This window comes from Flavobacterium sp. IMCC34518 (genome assembly GCF_027111095.2).
In the GTDB taxonomy this organism is placed as follows: Bacteria; Bacteroidota; Bacteroidia; order Flavobacteriales; family Flavobacteriaceae; genus Flavobacterium; species Flavobacterium praedii.
Map to the genome: position 1 here is coordinate 2,360,373 of NZ_CP114284.2, position 23,671 is coordinate 2,384,043.

Sequence of the window (23,671 nt, forward strand, 5' to 3'; positions counted from 1 at the left end):
CATGAAAACGAAAATAATAGGGTTGGTATTAATGCTTTTATCCTTTGTAGGCTTTGCCCAACAAGATGCACAATACACCCAATACATGTACAATACAATAGTCGTGAATCCAGGTTATGCAGGATCTCGACAAGCCATGAGTATTTTTGCATTACACCGCAATCAATGGGTAGGAATAGATGGCGCACCGGTGACGAACACCTTTTCGATCAATACACCAATAAATGATAGTAAAGTAGGCTTGGGATTGTCATTTGTAAACGATCAAATAGGGCCATCGGATGAGAACAATATAGCCGTTGATTTCTCATACACTATCCCTGTAAATTATAAATATAAAATGTCATTTGGAATAAAAGGTAGCGCGAATTTATTAAACGTTGATTTTACAAAACTGAAACAAAATCCAGGCGATGCTATTTTTGAAGAGAATATCGACAATAAATTTTCGCCCAATATTGGAGTTGGATTTTACTTGCATTCGGATAATGGTTATTTAGGATTGTCAGCGCCCAATTTAATCGAAACGGTACATTTTGATGGGACGGCCACCTCGAGTTCAAGCAGCCATATTGCCACCGAGAAAATCAATTATTACCTGATAGCAGGATACGTATTTGATTTAAATCCAAGTCTAAAATTCAAACCCTCGTTGCAAAGCAAATACGTACAAGGAGCACCACTTCAGGTGGACGTGAGCGCCAATTTCATGATGAACGAAAAATTCGTAGCGGGATTAGCCTACAGATGGAGTGCTGCGATGAGCGCCATGGTCGGCTTCCAAGCCAGTGATTCATGGTTTATAGGATACAGTTATGATTTTGACACAACAGAATTGGCACAATACAATTCGGGTTCCCACGAAATCTTTTTGCGATACGAATTGTTTAACAAGTTTGACAAAATTATCTCCCCAAGATTCTTTTAAAACCACACCTATGAAAATTAAAACTACACTATATAGCCTTTTTATATTGCTTTTGTTGACCTCAGGGTACGCCCAAAAAAAAACAGTTGCCAAAGCGGATGTCAATTACGATCGTTATGCTTATGTCGATGCCATAGTCAATTATGAGAAAGTGGCAGCCAAAGGATACCAAGACGAAAAGATGTTTCAAAAGTTAGGGAATGCCTATTATTTTAAAGCCGAATTGCCACAAGCATCAAAATGGTATGAGCAACTATTTACATTGTATCCCAATCAAGAGGCCGAATATTATTACCGCTACTCACAGACCTTAAAATCAACAGGAGATTACAAAAAGTCGGATCAAATGTTGGAACAGTTTAATTTAAAAAGTGGTAACGATAAAAGAGGGATATTATTCAAAGAGAATAAAAATTATCTAGAGGAAATCAAGGCCAATTCGGGACGTTTTCAAGTAGTGGATGCAGGAGTTAATTCGGCATTTTCAGATTATGGGAGTTCCTTTTTAGGCGATAAATTAGTATTTGCTTCCGCAAGAGATACTGGAGGTGTTTCCAAGAAAGTATTCAAATGGACCAACAAATCCTTTACCAATTTGTATGCATCAGAGATGAAACCCGATGGTGAGATGGGAATTCCGGAACGATTTGTACGTACTATCAATTCGAAGTTCAATGAATCAACTCCGATATTTACCCAAGACGGCAAAACCATGTATTTTACACGAAACAACTACCTAGAAGGCAAAAGAGGAAGAGATTCGAGTAAAAACACTTTATTAAAACTCTACAAAGCCACATTGGATGCAGAAGGCGAGTGGAGCAATGTAACAGAATTGCCATTTAACAGCAATGAATACAGCGTGGCTCACCCAGCATTAAGCCAAGACGAAAAAACCCTGTATTTTGCCTCGGATATGCCTGGGACATTAGGGCAGTCGGATTTGTTTAGGGTTAAAATCAATCAAGATGGTACATATGGAACTCCAGAGAATCTAGGGCCGGAAATCAATACCGAAGGCCGAGAAACCTTTCCGTTTGTATCGGAAGAAAATGAATTGTTTTTTGCCAGCGATGGCCGCCCAGGTTTAGGAGGATTGGATATTTTTGTGGCCAGAAAAGAGGTAGATGATAGTTTTTATGGCATTCAAAACGTTGGGGAGCCAATAAATAGTAATCAAGATGATTTTGCGTTTTTAATCAATAAAAAGCGCAATGGATTTTTCACATCCAATAGAGAAGGCGGAAAAGGATACGATGATATTTACCGATTTGTGGAGTACAAAAAATTGATTTGTGATCAAATGCTTTCGGGCTTGATAACAGATCAAGAAACCAAAGAAATAGTGTCGAATGCAAAGATGAGTTTATTTGATTCCAATTTCAAACCGTTGCAAGTTACCCAAACCGATGCTCAAGGCAGGTATAGTTTTGCAGTAGATTGCAGTAAAACGTATTATGTAAGAGCCGAGAAAGAGGACTATCAAACCAAAGAAGGATCAGTTAGATCCAAAAGTTTCAGCGGAAGCAAAGACTACTCGATGGAGTTGGAGCGAAGAATCAAGCCAATAACAGTAGGGACAGATTTGGCCAAAACCTTAGACATTCCGATGATCTATTTTGATTTGGACAAGTCATACATTCGTAAGGATGCCAGTTACGAGTTGGCCAAAGTATTGACCGTTATGCAGCAATACCCAGCGATGAAAATCGAAGTGCGTTCGCATACCGATAGCCGCCAAACCGCTGCTTACAACGAGAAATTATCCGATAGAAGAGCCAAAGCTACAGTGACTTGGTTGGTTAAAAACGGCATTAATTCAGCACGATTAACCGGGAAAGGATATGGAGAATCTCAATTGGTCAATCCATGTGCCGATGGTGTAAAATGTTCCGAAGAAGAACACCAAGCCAACAGACGAAGCGAATTTATAATTGTTTCGATGCAGTAAATGTAATCGTATTTAAAACCCAAACCCTTCTTTCTAAATATTTATGATTGAAGGGTTTTTTTTGTGGTTTTATTGTCGTATGGTAGATTCTCTTATTATAATATTAGTTTCCAGTTCAATAGTCCTTGGTGTAAATATATTTTCATCTCTATGAGCATTCATTTCCTCTAATAATAAATCGAAAGCGGTTATTCCCATTTTATGACTTGGTTGGTCAACCGAACTCAGTTTAGGAGAAATAACCTTTGACATAAACCAATTGCTAAATCCAATTACTGCAATTTGCTCAGGTATTTTAATTTGATTTTCATTGCAAAATGATAGTACGCCAACTGCCGCTAAATCAGTCATTACAAAAATGCCATCTGCATCAGGATGTTCTTTAATTATTTGTGCGGTAAAATCATAACCTTCTTCAAATGTTACTTTTTCACAGGTATAAACCAATGAAGAATCAAAAGGAATATGGTTTTTTTCTAATGCTTTTTTGTATCCAATAAAGCGATCAATTGAATTTTGTGGGTTTAACGGTCCTCTTATATATGCTATTTTTTTGCATCCAATATCAATTAAATGTTGTACTGCATTGAATGCCGCTTTTTGATCATTAATTATGACTTTAGAACAAGGAGCAAGTTTTGAAATTTTATCAAACATCACCAAAGGTATTTTTCTGTTTATTATATGTTGAATATGTTCGTCATAATTACTCTCATTAGATAGAGAGATCAAAATACCATCAACTCTTTTGTTAATTAATAAATCAACTTGTTTTTTCTCTAATTCAATCGATTCATTAGATTGAAGGATGATGACCAAGTATCCGTTTTTTTCAGCTTCATCTATAATTGAATTTATCACATTTGAAAAAAAATGATGCATTACTTCAGGGATAATTAATCCAATTGTTTTAGACTCTTTTGTGCGTAAGTTTACAGCAAAACTATTTGGTGTATAATGCAAGTTTTGAGCAAGTTCAATTACTGCTTTTTTTGTTTTGGCACTAACATCAGGATAGTCTTTTAAGGCTTTAGAAACTGTAGTAATTGAGATTCCTAATGTGGTTGCTATTTCTTTGAGAGTGATATCTTTCATATTTCAAATCTAGTTTAAAATAAGTTTAAAATATAAATTTAGAATTAATTATTTGTTTAAAATAAAGATAAAATTATTTAAAAGTTTCTCTTTAAAATACAAGTTTCTATTTGAGTTGTTTTAAATAATAATTGGTGTATTAGGTGTGATTTTTTGTTTTATATCGAATAGAAGAGAAATAAAAACTCAGCCAATTTCAAGAGAAGCATAATCTTTTGTTTAAAGTTCTGATGAAAGTGATTTTTGCAAATGAATTTAAATGTCCTTATTTTGAAAATTTGTATAATTATAGCTGTATTTAATTATTGGATTTTATCCTATACTGATGTGATTTTCATATTGAATGTTCTATTAATGAAAAAATGTTTTTCTAATAAACAAAATACATTGACAACTTAAATGTATTAATTTTTAATTTCGAACATAAATGGGTAATGTGGACGAAAATAATATTTTGGTCATTAATTGTTTTTTGGCTGCTATAATTTTTATTGATTTTTGAATTTTGTATGTGATTTTTATCTAAATTTAACGTTCTAAAAATTAACCGTTATGACTGTAAATCAAATATTAAGTACAAAAGGCAAAGAAGTTTTTTCCATTGTTTCGACTATTACTGTTTTTGAAGCATTGAGAGTTATGGGTGAAAAAAATATAGGAGCCATTCTTGTAATAGAAGAAGGAGTATTGAAAGGTATTCTATCAGAAAGAGATTATGCTAGAAAAATTGTTTTAAAAGATAAGTCTTCAAAAAAAACACCAGTGAGTGAGATTATGGAAAGCGACGTTTTGACTGTAAAACCTTCAGATAATCTTGATTTTTGTATGAGTTTAATGAGTCAAAAGCGAATTAGACATTTGCCTGTAATAGAAAATGAAAAGGTAATTGGTATAGTTTCTATTGGTGATGTTGTAAAAGCAATTATTGAAGTTCAAAAAGAAACTATAAAACATTTGGATTCTTATATTTCACAATAACAGTTGTTTGTGAATACTATTTAATAGCTGCATTTTGTGTGGCTATTTTTTTTGGTTATAAATTATCCTTAATTTAAATAAAAAAATAAGTTAAAAGTGGCTGTTTATTTGAAGTCAGTTATCTTTGTTATAAAAAAACCAGAAAAAGAACCAAATAAAAATGGATAAAAATAGTAAAAGAAGCGAAGCGTTATTGTACCACGCAAAACCTACTCCAGGTAAAATTCAAGTAGTGCCAACCAAAAAATATGCAACCCAAAGAGATTTGTCTTTGGCTTATTCTCCAGGAGTTGCAGAACCGTGTTTAGAAATTGCAAAAGATATAAATAATGTTTATAAATATACTGCAAAGGGAAATTTAGTAGCAGTAATTACAAATGGAACTGCCGTTTTGGGGCTTGGAGATATTGGGCCAGAAGCTTCAAAACCAGTTATGGAAGGAAAAGGTTTATTGTTTAAAATATTTTCAGATATTGATGTGTTCGATATAGAGATTGGAACAAAAGATATTGAAGAGTTTATTCAAACAGTAAAAAATATTGCACCTACTTTTGGTGGAATTAATTTAGAAGACATAAAAGCACCAGAGTCATTTGAGATTGAACGCAGATTGGTCGAGGAGCTTAATATTCCTGTAATGCATGATGATCAACATGGAACAGCAATTATTTCTTCGGCTGCATTAATCAATGCTTTAGAATTAGCGAATAAAAAAGCCGAAGACGTAAAAATGGTGGTTTCTGGAGCAGGATCAGCTGCAATTGCTTGTGCTGATTTATATGTTTTGTTAGGCGTTAAAAGAGAAAATATTTTAATGTTTAATAGTAAAGGGCTTCTAACAAAAGATAATCCTGCTTTGTCTGTATTGCAATTGAAATATGCTAAAGATGGCGCATCTGTAAGTTTAGAAGAGTCGTTGAAAGGAGCTGATATTTTCTTGGGTTTGTCAACTGCAAATGTAATGACTCCACAAATGTTGTTGGGTATGGCTGAAAATCCAATTGTTTTTGCAATGGCAAATCCTGATCCAGAAATTGCATATAATTTAGCCATTTCCACAAGAAAAGATGTTATAATGGCAACAGGTCGTTCTGATCATCCTAATCAAGTGAATAATGTACTTGGATTTCCTTATATTTTTAGAGGGGCACTTGATGTTCGAGCTACAAAGATAAACGAAGAGATGAAAATGGCTGCTGTTAAAGCACTAGCTGCATTAGCAAAAGAAAGCGTGCCTGAACAGGTTAATGTTGCTTATGGAGCCACCAAATTAGTGTTTGGTAGAGAATATATTATTCCAAAACCGTTTGATCCAAGATTAATTTCTGTTGTAGCTCCAGCTGTTGCAAAAGCCGCCATGGATTCTGGGGTTGCTTTGAATCCTATAACTGATTGGGAAAAGTATAAAGAAGAATTGTTGGATCGTTTGGGTAACGATAACAAAATGATTCGTATGATTACCAATCGCGCTAAAACAGATCCTAAAAGAGTAGTTTTTGCAGAAGCAGAACAACTGGATGTTTTAAAAGCAGCTCAAATTGTTTATGAAGAGGGGATAGGTTTTCCAATTTTATTAGGAAATAAAGAAATTATTTTAGAGCTGAAAGCTGAACTTGGCTTTGATGCCGATTTGCCTATAATTGATCCTAAGCTAGCCCAGGAAGATGAAAGAAGAACGCGTTATGCAACTAAGTTTTGGGAGACAAGACAACGCAATGGGGTGTCGCTTTATGATGCTGAAAAGTTCATGAGAGAGCGAAATTATTTTGCTGCAATGATGGTGAATTTAGGTGATGCTGATGCGTTGGTATCTGGGCATTCTAGAAGCTATCCTTCTGTAGTAAAACCAATGTTGCAAGTTATTGGTAAAGCACCCAATGTTTCTTTGGTAGCTACCACTAATTTAATGATGACCAATCGTGGCCCTATGTTCTTATCTGATACTGCAATAAACGTTAATCCTTCGGCTGAAGACTTAGCAAGAATTGCATTAATGACTGCTAATACAGCACGAATATTTGGAGTTGAGCCAGTAATTGCGATGGTGTCCTATTCTAATTTTGGTTCATCTGTAAATAAAACGGCTTCTAAAGTGAAAGAAGCAGTAGCTTATTTGCATGAAAATCATCCTGATATTATTGTCGATGGTGAAATTCAAGCAGATTTTGCTTTAAATCCAGAAATGCTTACCGAAAAATTTCCTTTTTCAAAATTAGCCGGTAAAAAAGTAAATACTTTGATTTTTCCAAACTTAGAATCTGCTAATATTACCTATAAGTTGATGAAAGAGTTAAACAAAATTGCTTCAATTGGGCCTATAATGATGGGAATGAATAATCCTGTGCACGTATTCCAATTGGGTGCAAGTGTTGAGGAAATGGTTAATATGGCTGCAATTGCTGTAATCGATGCTCAGGAAAAAAACTTGAGAATGAAGTAATAATATTAAGAATTGCACTAAAATAAGATTTGAGATTTTAAGATTAAATTGTATACTATTGGTTTTTACTTATAACGTGAATTCTTAAGACCTTACAATTTGTCTTTTAATCTCAAATTTTATTATATTTGGACAGATAAAATATTTATGATAGCACATTTACAAGGAAAATTAGTAGAAAAAACACCTACCGATGTAGTAATAGACTGTAATGGAGTTGGGTATCATGTGAATATTTCTTTGCATACCTATTCATTACTTCCTAATACAGATTTTATAAAATTATTTACGCATCTTCAAATTAAAGAAGATGCGCATACTTTATTTGGTTTTGTAGAAAAATCAGAAAGAGAGATATTTAAAATGCTGTTGTCTGTTTCTGGAATTGGAGCTAGCATAGCCCGTACGATGCTTTCTTCATTGGAACCAAAACAAATTATTAATGCCATTGCCTCTGGAGATGTAGTTACTATTCAAAAAATTAAGGGAATCGGTAGTAAAACAGCACAACGGGTTATTCTTGATTTGAAAGAAAAAGTGTTAAAATTATATGATTTGGATGAAGTTTCCATGCTTCAAAGCAATACAAATAAAGATGAGGCGTTATCTGCTCTAGAAGTCCTAGGCTTTGTTCGAAAAACATCAGAAAAGGTAATTGAAAAAATCGTCAAAGAAGACCCAGAGGCTACAGTGGAAACTATAATAAAGAGAGCTTTAAAAAATTTATAAAAGGTGACTAGTAGCCGAATTGATATGCATAAAATTTATATTTTTTTGCTGGTATTTTTTTGTGGTATTTTATCACAGGCTCAAGCGCAAGAAGTAGTTCAGGATACTGTTAAAAAAGGCTATGATGTTGGTGAACTTCAATTAGCAAATCCACAAAGTATATTATCAGCCTATACTTACGATCCTGTTACGGATACTTATGTTTATACTAATTCTATAGACGACTTCAATATCAATTATCCTATTGTTTTGACTCCAGCTGAGTACGAGAAATTGATGTTAAAAGAATCTATGAATAGTTATTTTAGCAAAAAATTAGCTGCTATTGATGGTAATAAAGAAGGAAGCGAAGCCGCCAAAAAAGATTTATTGCCCAGATATTATATTAAATCGGGACTTTTTGAGTCCATTTTTGGAAGTAATACCATTGATGTAAAACCAACGGGATCGGTAGAAATTGATTTGGGAATGCTGTATACCAAACAGGATAATCCCGCATTTTCTCCCCGAAATCGTACCAATACTGCATTCGATTTCAATCAAAGAATAAGTATGAGTTTGCTTGGAAAAGTAGGTACACGATTGCAAGTTAATGCCAATTTTGATACTCAATCTACTTTTGCTTTTCAAAATTTATTAAAATTAGAATATACCCCTGCCGATGACGATATTGTACGCAAAATCGAAGTTGGTAATGTCAGTATGCCTTTAAACAGTACATTGATTCAAGGTGCTCAAAGTTTATTTGGTGTAAAAACGGAATTACAGTTTGGTAAAACAACTGTGACAGGAGTGTTTTCTGAGCAAAAATCTCAAGCCAAAAGTGTTATCGCTCAAGGAGGAGGTACAATTCAAGAATATGAATTATACGGTTTGGATTATGATAATGACAGACACTTCTTTTTATCCCAATATTTTAGGGACAAATACGACGCCTCGTTAAAAAAATATCCTTTTATAGATTCAAGGGTACAAATAACAAGGCTGGAAGTTTGGGTCACCAACAAACAAAACCGAGTAAACACGACCAGTAATAATTTAAGAAATATTATTGCGCTTCAGGATTTAGGTGAAGCTCAAATTACGGGACTGTTAGAAAATAAAATTGTAGTTCTGAATCCTTCAACGGGAATGTTTGTTAAGCCTATAGATACTCCAACAGACAATGCTAATAACTTATATAATCCTGCTTTAATTGATGGAAAGGTAAGTAAGGGGTTGCTAAATTCGAAAATTCGAGAAATAGTGACTGCTAATGAAGGATTTAATCTTGATGCTACGGGGTCTCCTGTTCCTCTTAAAATTACCGAAGGTCAAGATTATTCTAAATTAGAAAATGCCCGTAAGTTATTGCCAAATGAATATACTTTTAATACACAATTGGGGTATATATCTTTGCAACAGAAATTGGCAAATGATGAGATTTTAGCTGTTGCCTATGAGTATTCTATTGGAGATAAAGTATATCAAGTAGGTGAATTTGGAAATGATGGTGTTGAAGCTACTGTGGTAGGTGGAAACCAACCTTCAAATCAAACGGTTGTTTCTCAGACTTTAATTTTAAAAATGTTGAAAAGCAGTTTGACAAATGTTTCAAATCCTGTTTGGAATTTGATGATGAAAAATATTTATCAAATCCCCGGTGCCTACCAATTAATTCAAGATGATTTTAGATTAAATATATTATATAAAAATCCATCAGCCTTAAATTATATTACACCGGCAAAAGACGCTGCTGGAAATTCAGTGCCCTTTCCATTAAACCCTTTGCCTGAAAACACAGTAGAAAATACAACTTTGTTGAAAGTTCTAAATGTTGATAAGCTAAATTTTAATAATGATCCTCAAACTGGAGGAGATGGTTTTTTTGATTTCATTCCTGGATTAACGGTGGATACCCAAAATGGTAGAATTATTTTCACAAGTAAAGAGCCTTTTGGTGAATTACTGTTTAATAAGTTAGATGATCCAAACTCTCCACGAAATTATGATGATGTAACTACGTATAATGATAATCAAAAAAAATATGTAAATCCATACATGTATCGAATAACTCAAGCGGGTGCCATTCAAAATCCAGAGGTGAATAAATTTCTTTTGAGAGGAAAGTTTAAATCGGTAGGTGGTGATGGTATTTCTATTGGGGCATTTAATGTTCCTCAGGGGTCTGTTAAAGTCGTAGCTGCTGGGAGGGTTTTACTAGAAGGTGTAGATTATAGTGTCAATTATCAATTGGGGAGAGTCCAGATTTTAGATCCTTCTTTGCAAGCGTCTAATACTCCTATCGAGATTTCATTAGAAAATAATTCTGTTTTTGGCCAACAAACTAGGAGGTTTTTTGGGGTTAATGTTGATCATTTAATTTCTGAAAATTTTATGGTTGGGGCTACTTTTTTAAATATGAAAGAGAAGCCTTTTACTCAAAAATCAACTTATGGTCAAGAATCAGTAAATAATAGTATTTTCGGATTACACGGAAATTATTCCTCTCAAGTGCCCTTTTTTACCCGTTTGGTTAATAAACTGCCTAATATAGATACTGATGTGCCATCTAATATTTCGGTAAGTGGTGAATTTGCTTATTTGATGCCCAATGCATCAAAAGGAGATCAATTTCAGGGAGAATCTACTAGTTATGTAGATGATTTTGAAAGTTCTCAATCTTCAATAGATTTGCGTTCTCCTTATGCTTGGAGTTTGTCGTCAACGCCAACCAATGAAAATGCTCAGAAACCAACAGATTATGGCTTTAATGCTACTGCCACTGATTTGAGCTATGGATTTAAAAGATCGAAATTATCTTGGTATTCTATCGACCCCGTTTTTTATACGTCAAAACCATCTGGAATTTCAAATGATGATTTATCATTGAATACGACTAGGAGAGTTTATAGTGAAGAATTGTACCCTTTGACCGATATTGTTCAGGGACAATCCCTTGTTGTAAATACATTGGATTTGAGTTTTTATCCCAAAGAGCGCGGACCTTACAATAATTCGGCCACTTTTGGCGATACACCCAAAGAGAATTTTGGAGGTATAGTGAGATCGTTAAGTGCTACAAATTTTGAACAAAGTAATGTAGAATATATTCAGTTTTGGGTTATGGATCCTTATGTAGGAGAAGGAAAGATTCCACAATCAAATACAGGAAAAGTCTATTTTAATCTTGGAGAAATTTCAGAAGACATTTTAAAAGATGATCGAAAATTTTATGAAAATGGATTAGGACCAAATCAGATCATTGCAAGTCCGTTGCCAGGGAAAGCAAATTGGGGTAATGTACCTGCTTCTCAATCCTTAATTTATGCTTTCGATAATAATGCAGGTAATCGTGTTAATCAGGATGTTGGATTGGACGGACTTCCTTCTAGTGAAGAAGCAAAGATCTATGATGTGTATGCCTCAGACCCTGATCCAGCAGGGGATAATTATACCTATTATTTAAACACAACTGGTGATATATTAAATCGTTATAAAAATTACAACGGTGTCGATGGGAATTCAAATGTTAATATCGATTCTCCCAATAGAGGTTCTTCGACAGTTCCAGATGTAGAGGATGTTAATAGAGATAATACTATGAACACAATCAATGCGTATTACGAATACAGTATTGATATGAAACCCAATATGGAAGTTGGTCAGAATAATATTTCGGATGTTCGAAACACAGTGGTAACATTGGCCAATGGTAGTACAACAGAAGCACGATGGATACAGTTTAAAATACCAGTTGCTTTGCCACAAAACATCATTGGTGAAATTTCGGATTTTAGATCTATACGTTTTATGCGAATGTTTATGACTGATTTTTCGGATCAGGTTACTTTGCGTTTTGGTGCCTTAGATTTAATTAGAGGAGAATGGAGACGTTATACCCAAGCATTAGATTTTAATGATTTGAATGTTAATGATGATGGGACTATTTATGAAACAGCATCCGTAAATGTTGAGGAGAATTCTAATCGATGTCCAGTAAATTATGTTAGTCCCCCAAGTGTTGTTAGGGAGCAATTGTATAATAATAACACGGTTATCAATCAAGATGAGCAATCTCTTTCGATGAAAGTTTCTGGCAAAGGACTGGAACCTTTAGATGGTAGAGGAGCATTTAAGAACTTTAATATTGATATGCGTCAATACAATAAACTCAAAATGTTCTTGCATGCTGAGTCATTGCCTGATGAAAAAGTTTTAGAAGACAATCAAATGGTTGCTTTCTTACGTTTTGGTGCCGATTATTCTAATGATTTTTATCAAGTTGAAATTCCTTTAAAAGTTACTGTAGCTTCTTCTTCGGGTGGAAGTAATTGTGCTCCATTGAGTTCAGAATTGGTTTGGCCTACTGAGAACGAAATTGATTTGTCATTAGAATTATTAACACAATTAAAGTTGAAATCTTTAAAAATTGACAAATCAACTTTGCCTACTGATGGTATATATTATTCCGATGATGATCCTGCTCAAGTTGGAGGAGATGGAAATAGTAAACTTCGTTTAGGAATCAAAGGAAATCCTAATTTAGGTTTGATCCGAAATATAATGTTGGGGGTTAAAAGTAATGAACCACATGATGCCATTAAAGGGGAAGTTTGGTTTAACGAACTTCGTTTAGCCGATATGGACAATAAAGGAGGTATGGCAGCTTTGTTAAACGTAGATACTAATTTTGCCGACTTAGCTACGGTGTCTTTTTCTGGAAACATGAAAAATATTGGTTTTGGTACAATAGAGCAAGGTCCAAATGAAAGAAGTAGAGAAGATATTCAGCAGTATAATGTTGTGACGAATATTAATTTAGGTAAATTTTTACCAAAAAAATGGGGAATAAATGTGCCTTTTAATTATTCCATTGGGGAAGAAATTGTTAAACCGGAATATGATCCGTTTTATGAGGACATCAAATTGCAACAAGTTTTGGATGATGCAGATACTAAAGCAGAAAGAAAATCAAAATTGAATCAGGCGATTGATTATACCAAGCGTAAAAGCATTAATTTTATTGGTGTTCGTAAAGAAAGAAATGCAGAAAAAAAACCAATGCCTTATGATGTAGAAAACTTTACTTTTTCGCAATATTTTAATGAAGTGCAACGACATGATTTTGAAGTCGAAAAGAATTTGGATCAACAATCAAGAACTACTGTAGATTATGCTTTTGCTTTTCAACCCAAACCAATAGAACCTTTTCAAAAAACAAAATTTATGAAGAAAAGTAGTTATTGGAAGTTTTTGAGTGATCTTAATTTTAATTATTTGCCATCAAGTGTAACTTTTAATACAAATGTGGTAAGACAAAATAATGAACAACAATTTAGGCAGGTTGAAGATATAGGTATTGGTTTTGATCCACTTTATCGAAGAAACTATGGCTTTAATTATCAATATGGTTTTAATTTTAAATTGACAAAATCATTAACTTTAAATTATACAGCTTCATCAAGAAACCTTGTCAAAAGTTACTTGGATGAAAATGATCAGACTATAGATGGAGTAACAATTTGGGATAAATATTTTGATACGGGAACAGCTAATTTTCATATGCAACAGTTTGTTTTGAACTATGAGCTTCCATTGAACAAAATCCCTTTTTTGAGCTTTATTAAAGCTAATTACTCCTATACAGGTGATTATAGTTGGCAACAAGCTTCAGAAGCATTTGGGAAAGTTGAAAAAAATGGTCAGTATTATGATTTAGGAAGTACGGTTCAGAATGCTAAAACTACCAATTTTTCAACTACGTTTACTATGGATACCTTTTATAAATATTTAGGGATATCTAAAAATTCTTCTGTAACTAAACCAAAAGTTGCTCAAGCACCAAAACCAGGCGAAAAAATCGTTAAAACGGATCCGTTAAAAAAGATCAATCAAAATCAATTTGTTGAAGGCCTGAAAGGAGTATTAACAAGTTTGAAAACTGTTAATTTAAGCTTTACGGATAATCAGGGTACAGTTTTACCTGGTTATACTCCGGGTATTGGTTTTTTTGGTTCTTCAAAACCAACTTTGGGATTTGTATTTGGCAGCCAAAATGATGTTCGATATGAAGCTGCCAAAAATGGATGGTTGACCACTTATCAAGAATTCAATCAAAATTATACCAATGTTAAAAAACAAGAATTCAAAGGATCTGCGAATCTTGAGTTGACACCGGATTTAAAAATTGATTTATTAGGTGATCGTTCGTATTCTGAAAATTTTTCAGAACAATATGACGTTGGTGCTAATGGACAATATAATCCTAGATCGCCTTATAATTTTGGAATATTTTCTATTTCAACAATTTTGATACGAACTTCTTTTTCTACTAGTGATGAATTTAGTTCAACGGCATTTGATAAGTTTCGAGAAAATAGATTGGTAATTGCGAAAAGGCTAGCAACTGCAAGAGGAGGTATAGATGTTACCGATCCAGCACAATTAGATTCAAAAGGATTTCCTTTAGGCTACTCCAGTTCCAATCAGGCAGTTTTATTACCTGCTTTTTTGGCGGCTTATTCTGGTTCTAATGCAAGTAGTACTTCTACGAGTATTTTTAAAAACTTTCCATTGCCAAATTGGGCAATAAAGTATACTGGTTTGATGCGTTATGAGTTTTTCAAAAAGAACTTTAAACGTTTTTCTTTGCAACAAATCTATAGAGCATCTTATACCGTAAATTCTTTTAGGTCTAATTTTAAATATACTGAAAACCCTAATGGGAAAGATGATAGTGGGAACTATTTTAATCCTACTATTATGTCAAATGTTACTTTGGTAGAGCAGTTTAATCCATTAGTTAAATTGGATTTTGAATTAAAAAATTCTTTTAAAATTTTAACGCAAATCAATAAAGACAGAGCGTTGTCCATGAGTTTTGATAATAATTTATTAACGGAGGTTCATGGAATTGAATATGTAGTTGGATTAGGTTATCGAATTAAAGACGTAGTTTTCTCTTCCAGCTTGGCTGATAATCCGACTGGAGTTATTAAAAGTGATATAAATATTAAAGCCGATTTAACTTTAAGGGATAATCAAACCATTGTGCGGTATTTGGATTATAATAACAATCAATTAGGAGGAGGTCAAAATATTTGGACATTAAATGTGACTTCTGATTATTCATTGAGTAAAAATTTGACAATAATATTTTATTATAATCATTCTTTTTCGAAACCAGTTATTTCTACATCCTTTCCATTGACTAATATTAGGTCTGGGTTTACATTTCGGTATACTTTCGGTAATTAATTTTTTAATTTCTAAAGTGTATATGTGTATAAGATTGTTACATTTGTACAAAAAAATAATTAATAATTTCAAATATCATTTTATGAGCATACCAGCAAATTTAAAGTACACAAAAGATCACGAATGGGTTAGTCTTGAAGGAGATGTTGCTACAGTGGGAATTACTCATTTTGCACAAAAAGAATTAGGGGATATTGTATATGTAGAAGTAGAAACATTAGATCAAACTTTAGAAAAAGATGAGGTTTTTGGTACTGTTGAAGCTGTAAAAACGGTATCTGATTTGTTTCTTCCTTTATCAGGTGAAATTATTGCTTTCAATGATGCTTTAGAAAGTACTCCAGAAAGTGTTAATTCGGATCCTTATGGTGCAGGATGGATGATTAAAGTAAAAATTTCTAATCCCGCAGAAATTGGTGAATTATTGTCAGATGAAGCATATAAGGAACTTATAGGTGCCTAAATTTTTATTGTTTCTAGTTGCGTTATTTTGGACAGGGGTCGTTTCCTATTTTTGTTTGATAAAATCAAGTGAAATACCAAAAATTGAAATTCCAAATCTGGATAAATATGTTCATGTTTTTTTTCATTTCGTGTTTACTTTTGTTTGGTATTTATTTTTTAGAAAGCAATTGATTACGGAAAAAATTGTAAAACCATTGTTGTATTCTTTTTTGTTTTCTTTTACTTTTGGAATCACCATTGAAATTTTACAACAAACAATTACTACAACTAGAAATGCCGATATTTTTGATGTTATTGCAAATAGTACAGGGGCTTTGTTGTCGATTTCTTTTATAGTAATCAGTAATAAATTTAACTTTTTGAATTTCATTTTAAAAAAATAATTCCCACTTCGGTGGGTTTTTTTATTTTGAATGGATTGTTATAGAGGTCATATCATTCTAATAATGTAATTTTGCAAACGCTAACCTCTTAAATTTTATAGATGAATATTAAAGACTATTTAGATTCTACTTACTTAAAAACTAATACTCAAGCAGGTTTGAGTGAAAAAGATAATGAAACAGTAGTTCAAGGATTTATAAAAGAAGCAATTGACGAAAAATTTAAGTTGATAATGATTCGTCCTGATAGAGTTGCTTTGGCAAAAAAAATGATAGTAGAGGCGCAATCGAAAGTGTTAATTGGAACTGTAATTGACTTTCCTGGAGGTAATTCTGCATTAGATAAAAAATTAAAGGAAGCATTTGAGTGTATTCAAAATGGAGCTGATGAATTGGATTATGTTTGTAATTATGAAGCTTTTAAAAATGGAGAAGTTGACTTGGTAAAAGAAGAGATTCTAAAAGGAACACGATTAGGTTTAGTTCACAATAAAATTGTTAAGTGGATTATAGAAGTAGCTGCACTTAATGATTTGCAAATAGCACAACTTTCGGCATTGATAAAAAATGTGGTTATTTCTAATTTTAAAGAGTCTGATTATAATTCTGTTTTTGTAAAATCTTCAACTGGTTTTTTTGTTACTAAAGACAATTTGCCAAATGGCGCAACTGTTCCTTCAATAAAAATTATGCTTGAAAATAGTTTTCCGCTGCCCGTAAAAGCGGCTGGTGGAGTAAGGACTTATGACGAAGCTATAGAAATGATTGCTATTGGTGTAAAACGTATTGGAACTTCTGGTGCAAAAGCAATTGCAAATAGTGAAGAATCATCTACACAATATTGATTTGATATACATGCCCCAAATGAATAAATTCCTTTTATCTTTTTTTATTATTTTTAGTGTATTGTTTGTCAATGCTCAAAGTCCAATTTCAAAACAATTTGAGTCTTCAGATGATCGTTTTCCTGTTTTCTCTATTTGTTCCAATTTACAAGGAAAAGAATTGGAAGAATGTTTTTATAATGAAGTCCAACAAATTGTATATCATAATTTTCAAGTGCCCGAATATTTAAAGAAAAGTCAATATTCAGGCGTTGTAAAAGTTCTTTTTGAAGTTGATGCAACTGGTAAGTTTAAAGTTATTGTTGTAAATTCTAACAATGAGGATTTAATCACTGAAACGAAAAAGGTTTTTTTAAATTTTCCAAAAATAGCACCGCCAACGTACAATGGAAATCCAACGTATTCTAAATTTAATTTGAAAATTGCTATTCCTTTGGTGTCTCCCGAGGGAAATGCTGCTGTTGCAAAGGCAAAAAAGGAAAATATTAATATTAATGAAGGGCTGACAGAATTGGATAGTATTGTATACAAACGTTTCGATAATCCGCAGTTTACTAGTCATCTCGGTATTCCTTTTTCACATAGTTATTATGCTCAGTTTGATGCAGCGATAAATAAAATTGGAAGTAATAATCATACCGCCACTAAACCTTATACTTTTGCTGAAGTTGAAAAATATTATAATTTTCAAAAGGTTAATGCTAGTTTGATGAAAAATAAATCGGGTTGGTGGGGACGAAAAGCGTTTAATGAGAATTTAGCAGAGATACAAGGGGAAGGCTATTGGTTTGCATTGAATTTTTTGTTCAATGTGCAAGGTGGAATTTCAAATCCTAGTAAAACGGATTATACTTATGTAAATACTCGAGCTTTAAACTTTAAAGGAGGGCTTGGATCCCGTTTGAATTTTACCACTACTTTTTATGAAAGTCAAGGGCGTTTTGCAGATTATTACAATGATTATGCAAGATCAATAAAGCCTTCGGGGGGTAATCCTGCTGTAGTTCCAGGAATGGGTATTGCAAAAGAATATAATTCGGATTCATTTGATTTTCCTATGGCTGACGCTAATATTGTTTTTAATGCAGCCAAATATTTAGACTTACAATTAGGTTATGGCAAGAATTTTATTGGTGATGGATATCGTTCTTTATTTTTAAGTGACGGAACTAGTCCTTATCCTTTTTTTAAGATTGATGCTAATTTTTGGAAAATTAAATATACGGTAAATTATATGTGGCTAAAGGATGTTCGTCCAGATGTTACCGTAGAAAAAACGTATGCTTCAAAATATATTGTCAATCATTACCTGAGTTGGAATGTGTCAAATCGTTTGAATTTAGGTTTTTTTGAATCTGTAGTTTGGACCAATACCAATGGAAGAGGTTTTGATGCAAATTTCATTAATCCAATTGTTTTCTATCGTGCAGTTGAGTTTTCTTCTTCTTCCAAAAGTGGAAATGCACTTTTGGGGTTAACTTATAAGTACAAATGGAATAATCAAGTAAACCTTTATGGACAATTTTTAATCGATGAGTTTTCTACTAGTGATATTGTTGGTGGTGATAACAGTTGGAAAAATAAATTAGGGTATCAATTGGGTGTTAAATATTTTAATGCATTCAAGGTGGATAATTTGCAATTGCAATTAGAATTCAATCATGTGCGCCCATATGTGTATTCGCATAGTGAACCAATTACAAATTATGCTCACAATAATCAAAGTTTAGGCCATCAATGGGGAGGTAATTTTCAGGAATTGGTGTTGTTGGGTTATTACACTAAAGATCGATTTTATGCCAATGCTAAATTTACTATTGGAACTCGTGGTTTCGATTTTGCAGATTCGGGAGCCAATTCTAATTATGGTGGAAATATTTATAGAGACTATGATGCCGATAGGTATGCTGACACAGGTGTGAAAGTAGGTCAAGGAAACAAAACCAGTATTTTTATTTCAGATATTCAAGTTGGATATTTGGTTAATCCAGCTACTAATTTAAAATTTTTCGGAAATTTTCTGTTTCGTAATTTCGATCCTACTACAAATACAGCTACTGTTTATAAAAATCAAACAACTTGGTTTACTTTAGGCTTTAGGTCAGATGTGTTTAATGGGTATTTTGATTATTAAATTTATTTTGGCTTTCTTTAAGATTTTACATTTTGCTATAAAAACTGGTTAAAAAAGCTCTATTTTTTCAATTTACAAATAGATAGATTGTTTTTGAATCTAATTTGTATATTTGCAGCAGTTTTCCAAAAAAAATACAACAATTTTATCTGCATTGAATACAACACCTAATTCCATTTCGTTCAAATCTATTTACATTGATTTTAAAGCAATTACAAAAGCTGGTTTGGCTATTAGTGTTGTTTTTTCGTCAATAGCTGGTTATGTTTTAGGTTTTGATACTTCACATCCTTTCAGTTGGTTGGTTTTGTTAAAACTAGCTGTCGGAGGTTATTGTATGGTTGGAGCTTCTAATGCATACAATCAAGTAATCGAAAAAGATTTGGATGCACTAATGGATCGTACTAAGAATCGTCCAGTTGCATCCGGAAGAATGGCGCCGAGCCTTGCTTTAATTGTTGCTAGTTTGCTTACCATTTTGGGAGTAACTTTGCTTTATACCATAAATCCGAAATCAGCGATGTTTGCTGCTATTTCTATTTTTTTATATACAAGTATTTATACACCACTTAAAACAGTAACTTCGTTGTCTGTTTTTGTGGGAGCATTTCCTGGAGCAATTCCATTTATGTTGGGTTGGGTAGCCGCTACTGGAGAGTTTGGTATTGAAGCAGGAACTTTATTTTTAATTCAGTTTTTTTGGCAGTTTCCCCATTTTTGGGCTATTGGTTGGTTTTTATATGACGATTATGAAAAGGCAGGTTTCTTTATGTTGCCCACTGGGAAAAAGGATAAAGGAACTTCATTACAAATAATTTTATATACGATTTGGTTGATAATTGCTTCGTTATTGCCTGCTTTAGGATATACTGGACGATTGTATATTACTCCACTTGCTTCAATTTTTGTCTTATGCCTAGGACTTTGGATGTTGTTTTATGCAGTTCGTTTGTATCAGATAAAAACCGCAAAAGCTGCAAGAACATTAATGCTTGTAAGCGTTTCTTATATAACCTTATTACAATTAGTATACATATTAGATAAATTTTTAAGATAATTATGGAAATGACAATGACAGCCGAAGATTATAAATCAAGAACGGCAAGATCGTATAAGCTGATTTTATTGTTCGCTATGGTAAGCATGACAATGATGTTTGCTGGTTTAACAAGTGCTTATGTAGTGAGTCAATCTAGGGCAGATTGGTTGAAGGATTTTCAAATGCCTTCTGCATTTTTTTATAGTACTATTGCCATTATTGGTTGCAGTATTACATTTCATTTAGCAAAAAAAATGATTCAAAAAGACAATCAAAGTAAGACAACAATGTATCTATTGTCTACATTGGTATTAGGAATTTCATTTGTAATATTGCAATTTGTTGGGTTTGGTCAAATAGTGTCAAATGGTTATTATTTCACAGGAAGTGCAAGTTCGATAACAACTACATTTTTGTATATAGTGGTGCTCGTTCACTTAATTCATCTTGCAGGAGGAATGATTTCATTGTTAATTATTATTTATAATCATTTTAAACAAAAATATAATTCAACACAAACTCTTGGAATAGAACTAGGTGCAATGTATTGGCACTTTCTCGATATCTTATGGGTTTATTTATTTTTATTTTTATATTTCTTTAAATAAGAAAAAAACGTAAATTTGGAAACTTTTTAACGAATAACTTTTATGGAAGCGACAGTTACTACTGCAAATAGTGAAAAAACTTGGGGAGGCGGCAATGAGCCAATGGGAGCAAGTTATGGTAAATTAATGATGTGGTTTTTTATCGTATCAGATGCCTTAACGTTCTCTGGATTTTTAGCAGCTTACGGTTTTTCTAGATTTAAATTTATTGGAACATGGCCTTTGGCTGATGAGGTGTTTACACACTTTCCATTTTTACACGGAGTTTCTGCTCCAATGTATTATGTTGCTTTAATGACTTTTATTTTAATTTTCTCATCTGTAACGATGGTTTTGGCCGTAGATGCAGGGCATCAAATGAAAAAGGATAAAGTAGCCCTTTATATGTTTTTAACTATCATAGGGGGTATAATTTTCGTTGGCTCACAAGCTTGGGAATGGAAAAACTTTATCAAAGGTGAATACGGGGCTATCGAAACTACTGGTGGTAGTTTATTACAATTTGTAGATAAAGAAGGCCATCGTGTAGCTTTGGCTGATTTTGCAACAAAATTACCTGTTGAAAGAGAGCAATTAACTAGAGCAAAAGCAAAATGGTTTATGGACGAAGCTGCAATTCCTAATTTTACGGTTGCTGAGGTTCAAGCTGGATTTAAAGCACATCCAGATGTTTTGGTTAGAATTGAAACAATTAATAAAAACAAAGAGAAAACAATTCTTTCTAGAGAAGATTCTGAAAAACGATTGAGTCAAGCAGCTTTAGTTATTGAGGGTGCAAATCTTACTCATAACGAATATGGAAGTAAGCTTTTTGCTGATTTCTTCTTCTTTATTACTGGTTTTCACGGTTTTCACGTTTTTTCTGGTATTGTAATTAATATTATTATTTTCTTTAATGTACTTTTGGGTACTTACGAGAAAAGAGGAAGTTATGAAATGGTTGAAAAAGTTGGACTATACTGGCACTTTGTCGATTTAGTTTGGGTATTTGTATTCACATTCTTCTATTTAGTTTAATTTTTAGATTTATCATTATGTCACACGCACATGTTTCTAATACAAAAAGAATTTGGACTGTTTTTGGTCTATTGTCTTTAATCACAACTGTTGAAGTTGGTTTTGGTATCATCAGACCAGATGCTTTATACATGCATACTTTTTTAACGATGAGTTTGTTGAACTGGTTGTTTATAATTTTAACATTAGTAAAAGCATATTATATTGTATGGGCATTCATGCACATGGAAGGAGAAAAAAAGTCATTAAGAAATGCTGTTGTTTTTCCTTTGATATTCTTAGTTTGTTATTTGCTTTTTATTCTATTGACAGAAGGAGACTATGTATTTGAGGTTTTTAAAAATTCTACCATCAAATGGAATTTTTAACAAGATATTAATTCAATGAAAAAGGTATCCGTCTCGACGGATGCCTTTTTTTATTTTAGTAAAGTAAATTTTATATAACCCTAATGAAAAAAAATATTGTTCTTTTTGTGTTGTTCATATTGCCTATTGTTGCGTATCTTTTTTTTGCATCAGGTATTAATAGTTTTACAAAATTGCCTGTGATTACTTCAAAAATTCCTGATTTTGGAGAATGGAAATCACTGAATGGCGAAAAAGTAAGCCTGAATAATAAGATAACAATTCTCGGTTTTTCAGGAACTGAGATTCTTAAAAACAGAGGGAATTATTTTAATCTAAATGAAAAAATATACCAGCGTTATCACGATTTTAAAGATTTACAGTTTGTGGTAGTTGCTCCTCTTGGAACTGAAAAAGATGTAAAAGTTGTAATTGATGCTTTAGGTGCTTTTACAGATGTGAGTCAATGGCATTTTATATTTGCAACTCCAGAAGAAATAAAGTCTTATTTTAGTCAATTAAAATTAAAAGGCAATTTGAATCCTGACTTTGGCACTCCTGATGTTTATATTGTAGACAAAGAAAGAAACTTGAGAGGACGTAAAGAAAAGAAAGGGTACAAGGAAGGATATAGTACATTTCATCCTGCTGAATTAAGCAATGAAATGCTAGATGATTTCAAAGTTATTCTCTATGAATATCGTGCTGCTTTAAAAAAGAATCATAACGCAACAAAACAATTATAACAGATGCTTAAGAATAAATCATACATTGGAATCTCTTTTATAATACTAGTTTTTGGTATCTATGCAATTCCGAAAATTGTAGATAGATTGAAAAACAACAGTGTTGTCCAAAGTGATAGATTAGACAAAACAAATGGATCTAATGTTCTAAATGAAAAATTAGTTACCATTGGAAGTGCACCTAAGTTTGAGCTTACCAATCAAGATAATGTAAAAATCACAAATGATTTTTACAAAGGTAAAGTATATGTTTTGGAGTTTTTCTTCGCAACTTGTCCTTCAATTTGCCCTAAAATGAATGCCAATATGCTTACACTTCAAAATACCTTTTTTGGAAACCCTAATTTTGGAATTGTATCGATTACTATTGATCCTGTACATGATACTCCAGCAGTTTTAAAAGAGCATGCTAAAATATTAGGTGTGAAATCTTCAAATTGGAACTTTTTGACAGGAGATCATGATTATATTTATAATTTATCCAATAAAGGGTTTAATATTTATGTAGGTGAAAACAGTAAAGTAAAAGGTGGTTTTGAACATTCGGGTCTTTTTGCCTTAATTGATAAAAATGGAAACATCAGATGCAGAAAAGATGACTATGGTAATCCTATTTTATATTATGATGGATTGGAGAAAAAAGGAATTAGAGATATTCAGCAAGACATACAAACTTTGCTAAAAGAATAAACGTAACAAAATAAAGAAAATTAGATTAAAAAAATAA

17 protein-coding genes are annotated in these 23,671 nt (G+C 32.7%); 16 read left to right on the forward strand and 1 reads right to left on the reverse strand.

The genetic code is table 11. From position 1 onward, the window contains the following. Position 1: 1 nt before the first annotated feature. Both OZP06_RS09930 and OZP06_RS09935 read left to right on the forward strand, forming a co-directional pair. Complete coding sequence (locus OZP06_RS09930; protein ID WP_269221603.1) at positions 2-928, forward strand: type IX secretion system membrane protein PorP/SprF; 927 nt, start codon at positions 2-4, stop codon at positions 926-928. Positions 929-938: 10 nt separating this feature from the next. Continuing rightward, positions 939-2,879 carry an OmpA family protein gene (locus tag OZP06_RS09935; RefSeq protein WP_281323665.1) on the forward strand — a complete coding sequence of 647 codons (1,941 nt, stop codon included), beginning with the start codon at positions 939-941 and terminating at the stop codon, positions 2,877-2,879. Between the two features lie 69 nt (positions 2,880-2,948). On the opposite strand, the gene OZP06_RS09940 is transcribed toward OZP06_RS09935, so the two are convergent. Then, positions 2,949-3,974 (reverse strand): LacI family DNA-binding transcriptional regulator, encoded by a 1,026-nt coding sequence (locus OZP06_RS09940; protein WP_281323666.1) that lies wholly within the window; start codon positions 3,972-3,974, stop codon positions 2,949-2,951. A gap of 552 nt (positions 3,975-4,526) precedes the next feature. On the opposite strand from OZP06_RS09940, the gene OZP06_RS09945 reads away from it, so the two are divergent. The 14 genes from OZP06_RS09945 (at position 4,527) to OZP06_RS10010 (ending at position 23,634) form a co-directional block, all read left to right on the forward strand. After that, positions 4,527-4,952, forward strand: coding sequence for a CBS domain-containing protein (locus OZP06_RS09945; RefSeq protein WP_269221723.1), 426 nt, complete (start codon positions 4,527-4,529; stop codon positions 4,950-4,952). Between the two features lie 160 nt (positions 4,953-5,112). Further along, entirely contained in the window at positions 5,113-7,392 is a 2,280-nt protein-coding gene (locus OZP06_RS09950) for an NADP-dependent malic enzyme (protein ID WP_281323667.1), read from the forward strand. A gap of 147 nt (positions 7,393-7,539) precedes the next feature. Continuing rightward, complete coding sequence (ruvA, locus tag OZP06_RS09955; RefSeq protein WP_269221724.1) at positions 7,540-8,121, forward strand: Holliday junction branch migration protein RuvA; 582 nt, start codon at positions 7,540-7,542, stop codon at positions 8,119-8,121. Positions 8,122-8,145: 24 nt separating this feature from the next. Then, on the forward strand, positions 8,146-15,360 hold the full coding sequence (gene sprA, locus OZP06_RS09960; protein ID WP_281323668.1) for a cell surface protein SprA: 7,215 nt from the start codon (positions 8,146-8,148) through the stop codon (positions 15,358-15,360). Positions 15,361-15,442: 82 nt separating this feature from the next. Beyond that, positions 15,443-15,823 (forward strand): glycine cleavage system protein GcvH, encoded by a 381-nt coding sequence (gene gcvH, locus OZP06_RS09965; RefSeq protein ID WP_269221725.1) that lies wholly within the window; start codon positions 15,443-15,445, stop codon positions 15,821-15,823. A gap of 130 nt (positions 15,824-15,953) precedes the next feature. Further along, positions 15,954-16,208, forward strand: coding sequence for a VanZ family protein (locus OZP06_RS09970; protein ID WP_269224591.1), 255 nt, complete (start codon positions 15,954-15,956; stop codon positions 16,206-16,208). Positions 16,209-16,309: 101 nt separating this feature from the next. Further along, the gene (gene deoC, locus OZP06_RS09975) at positions 16,310-17,053 is read left to right on the forward strand and encodes a deoxyribose-phosphate aldolase (protein ID WP_269221726.1); all 744 of its coding nucleotides are present in this window, start codon (positions 16,310-16,312) and stop codon (positions 17,051-17,053) included. Between the two features lie 19 nt (positions 17,054-17,072). Further along, positions 17,073-19,187, forward strand: a complete 2,115-nt coding sequence (locus OZP06_RS09980) for a gliding motility protein RemB (RefSeq protein ID WP_281323669.1) — start codon at positions 17,073-17,075, stop codon at positions 19,185-19,187. A 154-nt stretch (positions 19,188-19,341) separates the two neighbouring features. Continuing rightward, the gene (cyoE, locus tag OZP06_RS09985) at positions 19,342-20,244 is read left to right on the forward strand and encodes a heme o synthase (RefSeq protein WP_269221727.1); all 903 of its coding nucleotides are present in this window, start codon (positions 19,342-19,344) and stop codon (positions 20,242-20,244) included. A gap of 2 nt (positions 20,245-20,246) precedes the next feature. After that, positions 20,247-20,834, forward strand: coding sequence for a cytochrome c oxidase subunit 3 (locus OZP06_RS09990; RefSeq protein ID WP_269221728.1), 588 nt, complete (start codon positions 20,247-20,249; stop codon positions 20,832-20,834). A 42-nt stretch (positions 20,835-20,876) separates the two neighbouring features. Then, the gene (locus OZP06_RS09995; protein ID WP_281323670.1) at positions 20,877-21,851 is read left to right on the forward strand and encodes a cytochrome c oxidase subunit 3; all 975 of its coding nucleotides are present in this window, start codon (positions 20,877-20,879) and stop codon (positions 21,849-21,851) included. A gap of 17 nt (positions 21,852-21,868) precedes the next feature. Continuing rightward, on the forward strand, positions 21,869-22,219 hold the full coding sequence (locus OZP06_RS10000; protein WP_281238009.1) for a cytochrome C oxidase subunit IV family protein: 351 nt from the start codon (positions 21,869-21,871) through the stop codon (positions 22,217-22,219). 83 nt (positions 22,220-22,302) lie between these two features. After that, positions 22,303-22,944, forward strand: coding sequence for a hypothetical protein (locus OZP06_RS10005; RefSeq protein ID WP_281238008.1), 642 nt, complete (start codon positions 22,303-22,305; stop codon positions 22,942-22,944). Between the two features lie 3 nt (positions 22,945-22,947). Beyond that, positions 22,948-23,634 (forward strand): SCO family protein, encoded by a 687-nt coding sequence (locus OZP06_RS10010; RefSeq protein ID WP_269221729.1) that lies wholly within the window; start codon positions 22,948-22,950, stop codon positions 23,632-23,634. Positions 23,635-23,671 lie beyond the last annotated feature (37 nt).